At 67.4% G+C, this 13375-nt stretch carries 14 protein-coding genes; 8 read left to right on the plus strand and 6 right to left on the minus strand.

The window, feature by feature from the left end; all coding sequences use genetic code 11:
• Nucleotides 1-15: 15 nt before the first annotated feature.
• On the minus strand, nt 16-1089 hold the full coding sequence (locus tag AC1DYS_RS06425) for an ABC transporter ATP-binding protein (RefSeq protein ID WP_477897160.1): 1074 nt from the start codon (nt 1087-1089) through the stop codon (nt 16-18).
• Nucleotides 1086-2084 (minus strand): ABC transporter ATP-binding protein, encoded by a 999-nt coding sequence (locus AC1DYS_RS06430; RefSeq protein WP_477897162.1) that lies wholly within the window; start codon nt 2082-2084, stop codon nt 1086-1088. Before AC1DYS_RS06430 ends, AC1DYS_RS06425 begins: the two co-directional genes overlap by 4 nt.
• Before the next feature lie 403 nt (nt 2085-2487).
• Here AC1DYS_RS06430 and AC1DYS_RS06435 point away from each other — a divergent pair, with 403 nt between their 5' ends.
• Complete coding sequence (locus AC1DYS_RS06435) at nt 2488-2955, plus strand: nuclear transport factor 2 family protein (protein ID WP_047487132.1); 468 nt, start codon at nt 2488-2490, stop codon at nt 2953-2955.
• On the opposite strand, the gene AC1DYS_RS06440 is transcribed toward AC1DYS_RS06435, so the two are convergent.
• Nucleotides 2936-3709, minus strand: a complete 774-nt coding sequence (locus tag AC1DYS_RS06440) for an alpha/beta fold hydrolase (protein ID WP_477897164.1) — start codon at nt 3707-3709, stop codon at nt 2936-2938. The two genes, AC1DYS_RS06435 and AC1DYS_RS06440, sit on opposite strands and share 20 nt — an antisense overlap.
• Before the next feature lie 179 nt (nt 3710-3888).
• Between AC1DYS_RS06440 and AC1DYS_RS06445 the strand changes: the two genes are divergently transcribed.
• The 4 genes from AC1DYS_RS06445 to AC1DYS_RS06460 all read left to right on the plus strand — a co-directional run bounded on the left by AC1DYS_RS06445 (nt 3889) and on the right by AC1DYS_RS06460 (nt 6070).
• The gene (locus tag AC1DYS_RS06445) at nt 3889-5001 is read left to right on the plus strand and encodes a GGDEF domain-containing protein (RefSeq protein ID WP_477897166.1); all 1113 of its coding nucleotides are present in this window, start codon (nt 3889-3891) and stop codon (nt 4999-5001) included.
• Between the two features lie 114 nt (nt 5002-5115).
• Complete coding sequence (locus AC1DYS_RS06450; RefSeq protein WP_477897168.1) at nt 5116-5328, plus strand: DUF3606 domain-containing protein; 213 nt, start codon at nt 5116-5118, stop codon at nt 5326-5328.
• 99 nt (nt 5329-5427) lie between these two features.
• Complete coding sequence (locus tag AC1DYS_RS06455) at nt 5428-5550, plus strand: hypothetical protein (RefSeq protein ID WP_477897170.1); 123 nt, start codon at nt 5428-5430, stop codon at nt 5548-5550.
• A 106-nt stretch (nt 5551-5656) separates the two neighbouring features.
• Nucleotides 5657-6070, plus strand: a complete 414-nt coding sequence (locus AC1DYS_RS06460; RefSeq protein ID WP_477897172.1) for a globin family protein — start codon at nt 5657-5659, stop codon at nt 6068-6070.
• 114 nt (nt 6071-6184) lie between these two features.
• On the opposite strand, the gene mltA is transcribed toward AC1DYS_RS06460, so the two are convergent.
• The 3 genes from mltA to apaG all read right to left on the minus strand — a co-directional run bounded on the left by mltA (nt 6185) and on the right by apaG (nt 9896).
• Nucleotides 6185-7234 (minus strand): murein transglycosylase A, encoded by a 1050-nt coding sequence (gene mltA / locus AC1DYS_RS06465; RefSeq protein WP_477897174.1) that lies wholly within the window; start codon nt 7232-7234, stop codon nt 6185-6187.
• Between the two features lie 237 nt (nt 7235-7471).
• Complete coding sequence (locus AC1DYS_RS06470; protein ID WP_477897176.1) at nt 7472-9508, minus strand: site-specific recombinase; 2037 nt, start codon at nt 9506-9508, stop codon at nt 7472-7474.
• A 13-nt stretch (nt 9509-9521) separates the two neighbouring features.
• A complete protein-coding gene (gene apaG / locus AC1DYS_RS06475; RefSeq protein ID WP_047487117.1) occupies nt 9522-9896 on the minus strand; it encodes a Co2+/Mg2+ efflux protein ApaG in 375 nt (124 codons plus the stop codon).
• 34 nt (nt 9897-9930) lie between these two features.
• On the opposite strand from apaG, the gene rpe reads away from it, so the two are divergent.
• Genes rpe through AC1DYS_RS06490 form a run of 3 tightly spaced genes read left to right on the plus strand, consistent with a single transcriptional unit; the run spans nt 9931 to nt 13371 of the window.
• The gene (gene rpe / locus AC1DYS_RS06480) at nt 9931-10620 is read left to right on the plus strand and encodes a ribulose-phosphate 3-epimerase (RefSeq protein WP_477897179.1); all 690 of its coding nucleotides are present in this window, start codon (nt 9931-9933) and stop codon (nt 10618-10620) included.
• Between the two features lie 13 nt (nt 10621-10633).
• Entirely contained in the window at nt 10634-11383 is a 750-nt protein-coding gene (locus tag AC1DYS_RS06485; RefSeq protein ID WP_477897181.1) for a DNA-formamidopyrimidine glycosylase family protein, read from the plus strand.
• Nucleotides 11384-11439: 56 nt separating this feature from the next.
• Nucleotides 11440-13371, plus strand: coding sequence for a YhgE/Pip domain-containing protein (locus AC1DYS_RS06490; protein WP_477897183.1), 1932 nt, complete (start codon nt 11440-11442; stop codon nt 13369-13371).
• The last annotated feature ends 4 nt before the right edge of the window (nt 13372-13375 follow it).

A 13375-nucleotide genomic window follows, 5' to 3' on the forward strand; every position in this document is an offset into this window, starting at 1 on the left:
CAAAGACAAAGGTTCTCAGGGAGCCGCCGCGGACGGCGAAACGAAAGCAGATTGCAAGCGTGCGAGCCGTGCCCGCGCCGGGGTGATCGCTGCGGCTTGCGGCAGTGCGGCTGGGGGCGGGATCTCGCGCCAGAAATGGCAGGCCACGGCATGGCCGTCGATCGACTCGAGCGGCGGCGTGGCTTCGGAGCAAAGCGGCCGCGCATGCGGGCAGCGGGTGTGAAAGTGACAACCGGTGGGTGGCTTGAGCGGGCTGGGCACATCGCCGGCCAGCAGCGTGCGTTCGCGTTGCAAGCCGGGTTCGGGCAAGGGAATGGCCGACAGCAGCGCCTGCGTGTACGGGTGGCGGGGCGCAGTGAACAGCGCGCGTTTGTCCGCCGTCTCGACGATGCGGCCGAGATACATCACGGCGATGTGCGTGGCGATGTGCTTCACCACCGCGAGGTCGTGTGCGATGAACAGGTAGGCGATGCCGAAACGGCGCTGCAGGTCCTGCAGCAGATTGACGACTTGCGCCTGCACCGACACGTCGAGCGCCGACACGGCCTCGTCGCAGACGATGAGCTTGGGCTCGACGGCGAGTGCGCGGGCGATGCCTATGCGCTGCCGCTGGCCGCCGGAGAACTCGTGCGGGTAGCGCTGCGCGTGCTCGGCCGCGAGGCCCACGGTGTGCAGCAACTCGGCCACGCGTTCGCGGTGGCGGCCGGCATGCAGGCCGTGCAGCATCAGCGGCTCGGCGAGTGTCTGGCCGACTGTCATGCGCGGGTTGAGAGACGAGTACGGGTCCTGGAAGATGATCTGCATCGACCGGCGCTGTGCGCGCAGTGCGGCAGCGTCGAGCGAGCCAAGCGCGCTGCCGTCGAAAAGCACTTCACCGGCGGTGGCGTCGATCAGGCGCAGCACCAGTCGCCCGAGCGTCGACTTGCCGCAGCCCGACTCGCCGACCACGCCCAGCGTCTCGCCGGCGCGGATCTGCAGGTCGACACCATCGACCGCGCGCACGGCGCCACTCACACGGCCGAAGAGGCCGCGGCGCACCGGGAAGTGTTTCACGAGGCCTTGCACCTGCAGCAGTGGGGCGTCGATCACGCGGCCTCCTCCATCAACACCTGCGGGTCGAGCGGCGCTTTGCGGCAGGCCGAGCGGTGCTGTGGGCCGACGTCGCGCAGCTCGGGCACGGCGGCGCGGCACAGCGCATCGGAGAACGGGCAGCGGTCGGCAAAGCTGCAGCCGCTGGGCCGGCGCAGCGGGCTCGGTACCTGGCCTTCGATCGACGCGAGCCGCGTGCGTTCGCCGTCGAGCCGCGGGATCGAGCCGAGCAGGCCGATGGTGTACGGGTGCTGCGGCTCGTCGAACAGCTGCTGCACCGGTGCCTGCTCGACGATGCGGCCGGCGTACATCACCACCACTTCGTCGGCCACTTCGGCCACCACGCCGAGGTCGTGCGTGATGAGGATGATGGCGGTGCCGGTTTCGCGCTGCAACTCGCGCATCAGGTCGAGGATCTGCGCCTGGATGGTCACGTCGAGCGCGGTGGTGGGCTCGTCGGCGATCAAGAGGCGCGGCTCGCAGGCGAGAGCCATGGCGATCATCACGCGCTGGCGCATGCCGCCTGACAGCTTGTGCGGGTGCTCGTGAAAGCGCTGCTCGGGTGCCGGGATGCGCACCCTGCGCAGCATGGCCATCGCACGCTCGGTGGCTTCGGCGCGGTTGATCTTGCGGTGCCGCAACAGGCCTTCGACGATCTGCTCGCCGATGGTGAACACGGGGTTCAGCGACGACATCGGCTCCTGGAAGATCATCGCCATGCCGTTGCCGCGCAGGTCTTGCATCACGTCGATCGGCGCGCCGACCAGCTCGCGGCCTTCGAAGCGAACGGAGCCGCCTTCGATGTGCCCCGGCGGGTTGGGCACCAGGCCCATGATGGACAGCGAGGTCACGCTCTTGCCGCAGCCTGATTCGCCGACGATGGCCAGCGTGCGGCCGGCGTCGACCGAGAAGCTCACGCCGTCGACCGCGGGGAATTCGCCTTCCTCGGTGCGAAAGTGCGTGCGCAGGCCGCGTACCTCGAGCAACGCGGTCATCGTGTCGGTGAGTTCGCTTGGGTGTGGAAGCGGCTGGCGATCGAGGTGCCGACGCACCCGTGACCATCGCGCACGACGATCGACCCGCTCATTCCATCGGCCTTCCAGGCAGTTGCAGCATCCGGTGTCCTAAAGATCAGGAGGCGACGAAACGCAAGCCATGTGCCATGGCTTGCTTCACCGCAGGCACCGCGTGAGACGCAGTGCATACCGGGCGCGCGCAAAAAATGATGGCATTCAAGTGCATGCTGCGCACCAATTTGTATGCAAGACCCTGTTCGACGCCATGGCATGTGGCATCGTGGCGCGGCTCGGCGCGATAAACCCGTCGGTCGTGCCAGGCTTCGATAGCTTGTATGTTCGGCCGGCCCCGAGCTCGGGGCCAACCCATTCTGGAGACATCATGGAAAGCCGCCCCCCGCTGCCCCCGTTCACCGCCGACACCGCGCGCCAGAAGGTGCGCATGGCCGAAGATGCCTGGAATTCGCGCGACCCCGATCGGGTGGTCGGCGTCTACACCGAAGACACCCGCTGGCGCAACCGCGCCGAGTTCCCGGTCGGCCGCGCGCAGGTGAAGGAGTTCTTGCAGCGCAAGTGGGCACGCGAGCTTGACTACCGGTTGATCAAGGAGCTGTGGGCCTTCGACGGTGCGCGCATCGCCGTGCGTTTCGCCTATGAATTCCACGATGACTCGGGCCAGTGGTTTCGCAGCTACGGCAACGAGAACTGGGAGTTCAACGAACAGGGCCTGATGATGCGCCGCTACGCCAGCATCAACGACCTGCCGATCAAGGCCGAGGACCGGCTCTTCCACTGGCCGCTCGGTCGCCGTCCCGACGACCACGCGAGCCTCAGCGATCTGGGGCTGTGACCAGCTGATCCGCTAGCCAGCGCTGGATCTGCGCGAGCACCCAGGCGCTGTCGTCCAGCGGCAGGTCGTGCCCGGCCCGCGGGTGGCGGGCGATGTCGCACTGCCACGCTGCGGCCAGGCGCTCCGAACAGCGGGTGTCGACGAGGCTGTCGTGCGTGCTCGTCAGCACCAGCATCGGTACCGCCGGTTTCGCTGCGGGCGCCTTGTAGCGCCCTGCGGCCAGCAACTGGCGCAGCGCGTTCGCTCGCGACACCGGGCACTCGCGGCGCCACGTGACCCAGGCGTCGAGCAGGCGCACACGGGCTGGGCCGACTGGCGCCAGGCGTGTCGTCAGGCGCAGCACTGCCTCTTCCCAGCGGGCCTCGTCGCCGGTCAGCGCCATGCCCATCAGCGTGGCGTAGTTGGCAGGACGCAGCCGCTGGGTGAACGGGCTGAACGGGCGCAGGCTGGTGTTGATCAGCACCGCGCCAGAGACCTCGCTTGGGCGGGCATGTGCCCACGCCACTGCGACCATCGCGCCGAGTGACATCGACAACAGTCTGTAAGGTGGTGCGTGGCCCTGGCTCTGCAGTTGGGCGTGGACGTGATCGGCCATCGCCTCGACGCTGGCTGGGCTCGCCTCGCGGCACAGACGGCCGTTTCCGGGCAGGTCCAATGCCAGCACGGGTGCGCCGAATTCCCCGAGCCGAGAGGGGAATTCGCCCCAGTGCCGGGTTTCGCGCGTCAGGCCGCGCAGCAGGATCCAAGGGGTCATGAGGCGCCGAGCCTAAGGCCCGGGCCTGACGTCGTTGTGACAGCCGTCGAGACGCGGCGTGATGCACTCGTTACATGACCCCGGTTCAGGGGGGCCCGATTGCATCGTGCACGCTTTGCGACAGCGCGATGAAGGGGTACCGTTCAGCTTGGCGGGACGCCGCCGATAACGAGCCAGACATGAATCGAGCTGAAGTGAACCGATGGGTCGACGTCGTCATGGGCGCCGAACGAAGCCAGCACGCGCGTGTGCAGCAGGCGCTGGTGGCCGTGCTCATGTATGTGGGCCTGAGCGCGATCACCTGGCTGGGCGTGTGGCTCGGTGTCATCGGCCTGTGGCCCGCCACTTTGCTCACCGCCACGGTGATGAGTGTCTCGGCAGTGTTCTATGCCGTCGTTCGGAGCGGGCACAGTCTGCGCTTCGAAGCCGACCCCGCCCTCACACAGGCACAAAGCCTGTTCTGTTTGCTGGCGGGCTGTGCCGCATATGTGATTGCCGGCCCGATTCGTGGTGCGATGTTGATGGCGCTGCTCACCGGCCAGTTCTTCGGCGTGTTTGCGTTGACGCCGGTGCAGGCGCGCCGCATCGGCGCCCTGGCGGTGCTGCTGCTCGGCCTCACGATGGCCTGGTGTGCCTACAGCCAGCCGGTGCAGTTCCCCCCGCGTGAAGAACTGCTCAACTTCCTGATCGTGGCGCTGATGGTGCCGACCATCGGCTGGCTCGCCGGCCAGCTCAGCGCCATCCGCACTAAGCTGCGCGAGCAGAAGATGCAGCTCGAGCGCGCACTGTCGCAAAACCGCTTGCTGGCCACACAGGACGAACTCACCGGCCTGTCCAACCGCCGCCACATGACCACGCTGATGATGGCCGAGCGTGCCCGCCAGCAGCGCAACCGCCAGCCGATCAGCATGGTGCTGATGGATATCGATCACTTCAAGCGCGTCAACGACGTCTGCGGCCACCAGGCCGGCGACCAAGTGCTGCAGATATTCGCCGACGTGATCACCCACGGCCTGCGTGCCGGCGATGCGCTGGCCCGCTGGGGTGGTGAAGAATTCCTGCTGATGCTGCCAAACACCACCGCCGAAGACGCGCTGGTGTGCGTCGAACGCATGCGTGCGCAACTGGCCGCGCGCAGCTTCGAGCACATCGCACCGCGGCTCGGCGTGACTTTCTCCGCGGGGATCGGCGTGTGCGGCATCGACGACCGCATGGAAGCCATCATCGAGCGCGCCGACCGGGCCATGTACCGGGCCAAGACGGCGGGGCGCAACCGCACGGTCGTCGCCTGAACCAGCTTCGCGAGAAGTTGAGCCCAGAGTTCGGTGGCTTCACTGGGTGGCAAGTCTCAAGTCAGCAGGGTGATCGGCCGATATTTCAGGTATCCAAACGTCATCCGTGATGCCATGCACCCCGATCACAGCTCCCCATCGCTCCAAGGCCCTGCGTATCCCCACGTCGACCTCGCCGACCCGCTGGAGGTGGCGCGCTGGTCCTGGCTGCTCGACGTGCCCGACCACCAGATCCACCACGCGGTGAGCTTGGTCGGTGACAACGGTGACGCCGTGGCGCACTACATCGAATTCTTTGGCCGCCCCACCGGTCGGCACCGCCACTGAGCTGGCACGAAGCTCGCTATTTGGAACCGGCGGCCTCAAACACATTGCCAGGCCGCCTACGAACCGCCCATTCAGGTCGGTCTTGCTGCTGGAACTCACATGATTGACAAACATCGTCATCGCCACGACCACGCACCCCAAGGGTTTCTACCCAACTGGGTCTTGGTGGCATTCGCCGCCGCGTCGATCGTCGTCATCCGGCTGGCCCACAGCCTGATCTGACCTTCCTGTCGGGTTTCCTCTCTCCGGTCGCACCGCCCCGGGGCGGCTCGCTGCTTGCATCACTTTTGCCGGCACGCGTCGCCATGCACCGTTCGGAGGATTCGTCATGGATGAGTACACGACCCAGCTGGTGAAAGAGAGCTTCGACCTCGTCGAGCCCATCGCCCCCCAGGCGGCCGAGCTGTTCTACGCCAACCTGTTCGCGCTCGACCCGTCGCTGCAGAAGCTGTTCAAGAGCGACATGGTCGCGCAAGGCGAGCAGCTCATGAAGATGATCGGCCAGGCGGTCGGCCTGCTCGACAAGCCGCACACGCTGATCCCGGTGCTGCAAAGTCTGGGGCGCCGCCACGCCGACTACGGAGTGCGCGACGAGCACTACGACACGGTTGGCACGGCGTTGCTGAGCACGCTCGAGCAGGGCACCGGTGTGGCGTTCACGCCCGAGGTTCGTGAGGCCTGGATCGATGTGTACGGCGTGGTGTCTCAGACGATGAAAGAAGCGGCCCGGGTACCGGCTTGACTCGTGCTCTCCGTGCAAGCGGAGCGGCGCACTCATCAAGCAACGCCCGCGGAGCCGGCTTTGCCGGGCCGCTGGGTGGCGCCCCTCGGGGGCAGGAGCGAAGCGACTGGGGGGCTAATTCTTTGGCCACAACACCCACATCCTCAAGGGCTGCTTCATCCGGCCGGCCTGCTGCTCAGCCACGTCGCCCCACCCCCAGAAGTAGTCGGCCCGTACGGCGCCGGTGATCGCGGTTCCGGTGTCCTGCGCCATCACCACCCGCCGCAGCGGCGTGTTCGACAAGGGCTCGGTGGTGTCGAGCCACACCGGCACTCCATACGGAACGCTCTGCACGTCGACGGCGATCGATCGTCCCGGCGTCAGCGGCACGTTCTGCCCGCCCTTCGGGCCGACGGCGGGATCGGGCAGCGGCTCTTCGCGGAAGAACACATAACGCGGGTTGCTCCACATCATCTCGTTCAGGCGCTTGGGGTTGGCGCGTGCCCAGGCCTTGATCGCTGGCCACGAGGCTTGCTCGGCGCGCAACTCGCCTTGTTCGATCAGCCAGCGGCCCACTGATTTATAGGGCTGGTCGTTGTGGCCGGCGTAGGCCACGCGCAGCAGCTTGCGCTGGCCGTTGGCTTCGGTGAGCTGCAGGCGCCCCGATCCCTGGATCTGCAGGATCAGCGCATCCAGCGGGTCGGCCACGTAGGCCAGTGCCAGGCCGCGCAACGACGCTTGCGCGCTGGTGCTGGTGTCGAGCTGCTGACGCGTCCAGTACGGCTTGCGCGTGGTCAAGTCAGGCGGTGGCCCATACAGTGCGATGCGAAAGGCCCCGGTCGGCACGCGTCGTGCCTCCACCAGCGGTTCGAAATAGCCGGTGATGAGCCCGTCTGCGGACCCCTCGGCCGACTCCACCCGCCACGGCTGCAGGCGCTGGCGCAGCCAGGCGCGCGCCGATGCGTCGGACGCTGGCGTGACGCTGCGTGCATCGCTGCAGATGCGCGCCCATTCGAGCGGTGGCTTGTCGCAGCCGCGCTGCAGTGCGGGCCAGAGTTCGGCGGTGGCGTCGGCCTCCCAGCCGGGCAGCTCGGACCAGTCGGCACTCACCCAGCGCGAGCGGCTGCGCTGCATCACGACGGGGGGCACCGCCGGAGCCGTGGGCTTCTCGGCAACGGGAGGCACAGAAGATGGGGTCGATGGCGAAGGCGTCGATGGCGAGTAGACGGGCCCACTCGCGCACGCGGCGAGCACACCTAGAATCGCTGCCGCCAGGAGCCTCCTGCCGCCGAGGAAGACAGTCATCATGGGTTTGTTGGTGCTCGAAGCGCTGGGTGCGCTGGCCGTGTTGGGGTTGATCGTGTGGTGGACCATGTTCTCCGGTCGCAAAGGCGGTGAACGCCGTGAGGATGACGAGCCGCGCTAGCCTTTCGGCGGCAGCACGAACGACAGCGGGTGATGCCACAGACGCTGGCGGATCGCCCGGTAAATGCGGCTGCGGTCGGTCAGGCGAACGCCGCGCGAGCGCAGTGCCACCTTGAAGGCCAGGAAGAAGCTCACGCCGAGGTTCAGCACGCCGGTCAGCAGCGTGGCGGCCAGGCACCACCAGAACGGAGGCTGCTTCAAGATGTCGAAGCCCAGCGCTCCGACCGCGGCGGCCAACTGGCCCGTCGACAGCGTGACGTGCCGCACCTCGATCGGCAAGCCGAAGAACAGCATCACCGACGGCACGATGCCCAGCATCAAGCCGAGCGAGATGTTCGCCGTGAAGCCCGAGATGTTGGTGCGCCAGTAGACCGCCCAGCGCTGAGCGCGCGCCGAGCCGAGTCGGGCGACGATGCGTGGGTTCCAGGCGATCGCACTGTCGATGCGGTGCCAGACGAACCAGTTCTCGACCCAGCCCGCGATGATCGAACTCGCAAACAGCAGCACGCCGGTGAAGGCCGCGAACAGCAGCGTGGGGCCGAGCAGCGTGAGGGTCTCCAGCACGTGGTGCGCATCCTTCGGGGTAACCGGCGTCGCACCGAAGATCGCCTGGCAGCCGAGCTGCACGGCCAGCACCAGCGGCGCCACGGCTGTCAGGTTGCCGACGATGCCGGCGGCTTGTGAGCGGATCAGGTTCGCGACTTCGTCGACGAAACTTTCCACCGCTTCGTCGCTGCCCACGTCGGCGAGCTTGTCGGCCATGGCCGGTGCCGTCATCGCGGGCTGCTTGGTGGCCACCGTGAAGTGCAGCAGGTGGATCAGCACGAAGCTCACGGCGTAGTTCACGCCGGCCCAGAAGCCGGACCAGAACGACGCGAGACCGATCGCCAGCACGAAGAACTTCATGAAGGTGGTGCCGGCCAGCACCGCACCGCCACCCGCTGCGGCCTGCAGCATCGCCCGGTACGCCGAACGGTCGCGGGTGATGTAGTGCTCGCCGGTCTCGGCACTGCGCTCGGCCACCTTGCGCGCGAGCAGCGAGTAGTGCATCGCAAAGAGCGCACGCAGGCTGCGCCGCTCTTCGGCGGTGCGCACGAGGCCGGCCACGAGCTTCACCACCTCGGGTGCTGGCTCGGGGCTCACCACGCAGATCAGCAGCTCTTCGATGCGATGCGTGCGCTGCAAAAGCTGGTCGATCTCGAACACCACGTCGACCGAGACGCCGTGTTCCTCCAAGTGATCGTTGACGCTCAGCGCACAGCGGCGGCAACTGTCGAGCACCGCGCGCAAGAACTGCGCTTCACGCAGCAGCGCCGCCGTGTCGCCCGAAATCGCATGCTGGCGCACCTGCTCGGCGACGCTCGCGAGCTGGCGAAACGGCGCCTCGACCAGCAGCTCGGGACTCATGCGCTGGCGCAGCATCGGCGAGAAGCCCGAGGCACGCACGGCGCTCGAGAGGAACATGATCGCGTCGAGAAACGGCGTGCGCCAGTCGGCGGCCACATGGCCTTCTTCAGGCACCTGCAGCAGCGCAGTGATGCGGTGGATGGTCTCGCCGTCAAGTTGGTCGAGCCACAGCGCGTCGCGCGGGTCCGGGAACAGCAGGCGGAACAGCTCGGCGAGGTTGGTGGTGGCCGGCGAGGCTGGCAACAGTCGCATGCGGAGGCGCTGGCCGAATTCACTCGCCAGCGCCATGCGCGGCGCAAAGCCGAAGTCGGCGAGCAACGCTGGCGTGTCGACCTCGCGCCAGAAGCGCACGAGCAACGCCGACACCTGCGCCTGGTACTCGGGGTTGCGCTCCAGCACATTGAGCAGGTGGCGCAGGCGCAGCAGCGGCGCGGGTTTCTGCTGGCTGCTCTCGGGCGCTTCTTCCACGGGTTGGGCCGCGTGGCGCAGCCATTCCAGCAAGCGCACCAGCCACAGGTGGCGTTCGGGCAGGCTGGCCGATGCGTCGGCGGCGTTGAGCAGGGCGCTCAGGTCCCACGGTCCCGGTTTCTTTTTCGGCCCGGCTGTCTTCTTCCGTTGGAACACCATCAACGCGGCGCGATCAATGCAGCGCCGACGGCAGCGAGAGACCGAACTCCGGCACCGGCGTGTCGAACGGCTGTGCGTCTTCGGTCATGCAGAAGAACGTGCCGCGCATGCTGCCCTGCGGCGTGGCGATGTGCGTCCAGCTGGTGTATTCGAAACGCTCGCCCGGCTTGAGCAGCGGCTGCTGGCCGACGACCGCGAGGCCGCGGACTTCTTCGGTGTGGCCGCGCGTGTCGGTGATGACCCAGTGCCGCGCGATCAGCTGCGCCGTCACCGTGCCGGTATTGCGGATGGTGATGGTGTAGGCGAAGGCGTAGGTGCCGTTGTCGGGCTCCGATTGTTCGGGCAGATGGCGAACGCTGACGCTGCAGGTGAATTCGGGTTTGAGCATGCGCGGATTCTAGGGACGCTCCTAGAATCGTTGGATGACAAAGCCCCGCTACCGCATTGCACCGAGCATCTTGTCGGCCGATTTCGCTCGCCTGGGCGACGAAGTGCGCGAGGTCATCGCTGCCGGTGCCGACTGGATTCACTTCGACGTGATGGACAACCATTACGTGCCCAACCTGACGTTCGGGCCGATGATCTGCGAGGCGCTGCGCAAGCATTCGGTCGCCGCCGACGGCACGAAGGTGCCGATCGACGTGCACCTGATGGTGCAGCCGGTCGATGCGCTTGCACAGGCCTTCTGCAAGGCGGGCGCCGATCTCGTGAGCTTCCACCCCGATGCAAGCGCGCATGTGGACCGCACGCTGCAGCTCATCAAGGCCGAAGGCTGCCAGGCCGGCCTGGTGTTCAACCCGGCGCAGCCGCTCGACGTGCTCGAGTGGGTGATCGACAAGGTCGACCTGATCCTCATCATGAGCGTGAATCCCGGTTTCGGCGGGCAGAGTTTCATCCCGGCTGCGCTGAAGAAGATCGAGCAGGCGCGCAAGATCATCGAGAAGAGCGGCCGCGACATCCGGCTCGAGGTGGACGGCGGCATCAAGGTCGACAACATTCGCCAGGTGGCCGATGCAGGTGCCGACACCTTCGTGGCCGGCAGCGCGATCTTCGGCAAACCCGACTACAAGGCCGTGATCGACGCCATGCGTGCGGAGCTCGGGCGCAGCTGACATGTAGTTCCCGATGCCCGAAGGCCCGTCGATCGTCATCCTGAGGGAGCAGGCCGCGGGCTTCGCGGGCAAGAAGATCGCTCGCGCAGAAGGCTACGCCCAGATCGACAAGGAGCGCCTTGTGGGCCAGCGCGTCGTGGCGCTGCGCAGCTGGGGCAAGCACTTCCTGATCGAGCTGAAGAGCTTCTCGGTGCGCATCCACCTGCTGATGTTCGGCACCTACCGCATCAACGAACGCAAGCCCGACACCCAGCCGCGGCTCGGGCTGGTGTTCGACGGCGGCGACGAACTCAACTTCTACACCTGCTCGGTGGCCTGCGTGGAAGGCCGCCTCGAGAACACCTACGACTGGCGCACCGACATCATGTCGGACCTGTGGGACGAAGCGCATGTCCGGCGCCAGCTTCGTGCCATGCCCGGTGCGCTGGTGTGCGATGCGCTTCTCGACCAGACGGTGTTCACCGGCGTGGGCAACATCATCAAGAACGAGGTGCTGTTCCGCATCCGGCTGCATCCTCTGTCGGTCGTGGGCGCCTTGCCGGCCGCCAAGCTGCGTGAACTGGTGGCGCAGGCGCGCCAGTACGGGTTCGAGTTCCTCGAGTGGAAGAAGGCCAACGTGCTGAAACAGCACTGGCTGGCCCACACGAAGCGCATCTGCCCGCGCTGCAAGATCCCCTTCGTGCTGGCCGAGCTGGGCAAGATGAAGCGCCGCAGCTTCTTCTGCGAGCGCTGCCAGAAGCGCTACGACGCGACCTTGCCGTAGCCCGGCAAGGCCGGGCGCCCTCGCGTATTCTTCGGCACCACCGGACAAACCCCACGATGAAGACCTTGCGCGATGCCTGGGCCATTGCCTGTCTTGAAGCCGGGCTGTTCAAGCGCTTTCCGACGCTAGGCTGGTCGGTGCTGGGAGTGCTGCTGATTCCGGCCCTCTATGCCTTCATCTACCTGGCCAGCGTGTGGGACCCGGCGGCACGCACCTCGCTGCTGCCGGCGGCCATCGTCAACCTCGACGCCGGGGTCGAGTACCGGGGGCAGCGGGCCCAGGTCGGTGCCGAGCTGGCGGCCTCGCTGCAGGCCAAGCACACCTTCGGCTTTCACATCTACACCGACGAGCAGGTGGCCCGCAAGGCCGTGCGCGAAGGCAGCGCGGTGCTCGCGCTCATCATCCCGCGCGACTTCAGCGCCAATGCCGTGCCGGGCCTGCAGGCTGGAGCGGGCCGCCTGATCATCTACACCTCCGAAGGCAACAACTACACAGCAGCCGGCATGGCGCGCCGCTTCGCCGCCGAACTCGGCCACCAGGTCAACGAGACGCTGAACGAGAAGCGCTGGGAGCTGGTGCTGACCACGGCGGCCGGCTCGCAGCGCAGTGTGCGCAGCCTGAAGGAGGGCGTGGCGCAATTGCGCGCCGGCTCGCATGAACTCGACGCCGGCCTGGTGCAGACCGAGACCGGCACCCGCGCGTTGAGCGACGGCGCACGCAAGCTCGGCGACGCCACCGGCCAGCTCACAAGCGGGCTCAAGCAGGCCGGTGCCGGTGTGCGCACGATGGATGCGAAGCGGCCTGCCGCTTCCGAGTTGTCGGCCCTCAAGCAGGGCTCGCGCACACTGGCCGACGGCCACGTCGAACTGGGCCGCGGCCTGGAGCAACTGCAGGGAGGCGCTCAGCGCCTCACCGATGGCGCACGCCAGATGCGCGACGAGACGCAAGACATCCTCTTCGTCGGCGAGAAGGTCGCGAAGGCGGCCGACACGCTCGGCGACGGCGGCGAGCAGCTCGTCGCCGGGCTGCAGCGGGCACGCAGCGCCCAGGCCCAGCTCACCGACGGCGCCACCAAGCTCAACGGTGCGGTCGGCAAGCTGACCGAGGGCGTGACCACACTCGGCGACAACATCCACACGCTCGCCACCAAGCTGCCCGAGGACGGCAAGCTCGATGAATTCCGCAACGGCATGAACACGCTTGCACAAAGCACGCTCGCGCTGAAGGGCGGCGTCGAGAAGCTGCACGCCGGCTCGGCACGGCTCGCGGTCGGCCTCGACCTGCTCGACGCCTCGCTGCCCAGCGACACGCCCTCGCTCGAAGGCAGCGCACGCGGCCTCGCCGATTCGGTGGAGCCCGTGGTCGAAGTGGTGGCGCCTGTGGCCAACAACGGTACGGGCTTCGCGCCCAACTTCGTGCCGGTGGCGCTGTGGTTGGGCGCGGTGATGATGGCGTTCATCTTCCACCTGCGCCGCCTGCCCGAGTCGGCCCGCGGGGCCTCGCGCATCGCGCAGGTGCTGGGCAAGCTCACGCTGCTGTCGGGGCTGGTGGTGTTGCAGGCCACCATCGTGCTGCTGATGCTCACGCTGCTGCTCAGCGTCAGCGTGCCGAACCTCGCGGCCTTCTGGCTCACGCTGTCACTCGCGTCGGTGACCTTCCTGCTGATCATCCTGGCGCTGACGCGCGCCTTCGGCGACGTGGGCAAGGCGCTGGCGCTGGTCTTCCTGATCCTGCAGCTGTCGTCGTCGGGCGGCATCCTGCCGGTCGAGCTGAGCGGCGACCTGTTCCGCGGCCTCAGCCCGTGGCTGCCCTTTACCTGGGTCGTGCGGGCCTTCCGGGCGAGCCTGTTCGGCGCGTACGACAACGCGTGGCTCGCGTCGTGGTCCATGATCATGCTGACGGCGGCCATTGCCTTCGTGGTCTCCACGCTGGTGGGGCAGTGGCGCTTCGTCAGCGGCGACGAGCACCGCCCCGCGCTGGACCTCTGAGCGC

The organism is Rhizobacter sp. P2_G4 (assembly GCF_056403575.1).

Coding starts and splice junctions, on each gene's coding strand:
- AC1DYS_RS06430 (WP_477897162.1), bottom strand. CDS start 2,084: ATGACCGCGTTGCTCGAGGTACGCGGCCTGCGCACGCACTTTCGCACC.
- AC1DYS_RS06445 (WP_477897166.1), top strand. CDS start 3,889: ATGAATCGAGCTGAAGTGAACCGATGGGTCGACGTCGTCATGGGCGCC.
- AC1DYS_RS06460 (WP_477897172.1), top strand. CDS start 5,657: ATGGATGAGTACACGACCCAGCTGGTGAAAGAGAGCTTCGACCTCGTC.
- AC1DYS_RS06440 (WP_477897164.1), bottom strand. CDS start 3,709: ATGACCCCTTGGATCCTGCTGCGCGGCCTGACGCGCGAAACCCGGCAC.
- AC1DYS_RS06450 (WP_477897168.1), top strand. CDS start 5,116: ATGCACCCCGATCACAGCTCCCCATCGCTCCAAGGCCCTGCGTATCCC.
- AC1DYS_RS06455 (WP_477897170.1), top strand. CDS start 5,428: ATGATTGACAAACATCGTCATCGCCACGACCACGCACCCCAAGGGTTT.
- AC1DYS_RS06470 (WP_477897176.1), bottom strand. CDS start 9,508: ATGGTGTTCCAACGGAAGAAGACAGCCGGGCCGAAAAAGAAACCGGGA.
- rpe (WP_477897179.1), top strand. CDS start 9,931: ATGACAAAGCCCCGCTACCGCATTGCACCGAGCATCTTGTCGGCCGAT.
- AC1DYS_RS06490 (WP_477897183.1), top strand. CDS start 11,440: ATGAAGACCTTGCGCGATGCCTGGGCCATTGCCTGTCTTGAAGCCGGG.
- AC1DYS_RS06485 (WP_477897181.1), top strand. CDS start 10,634: ATGCCCGAAGGCCCGTCGATCGTCATCCTGAGGGAGCAGGCCGCGGGC.
- apaG (WP_047487117.1), bottom strand. CDS start 9,896: ATGCTCAAACCCGAATTCACCTGCAGCGTCAGCGTTCGCCATCTGCCC.
- AC1DYS_RS06435 (WP_047487132.1), top strand. CDS start 2,488: ATGGAAAGCCGCCCCCCGCTGCCCCCGTTCACCGCCGACACCGCGCGC.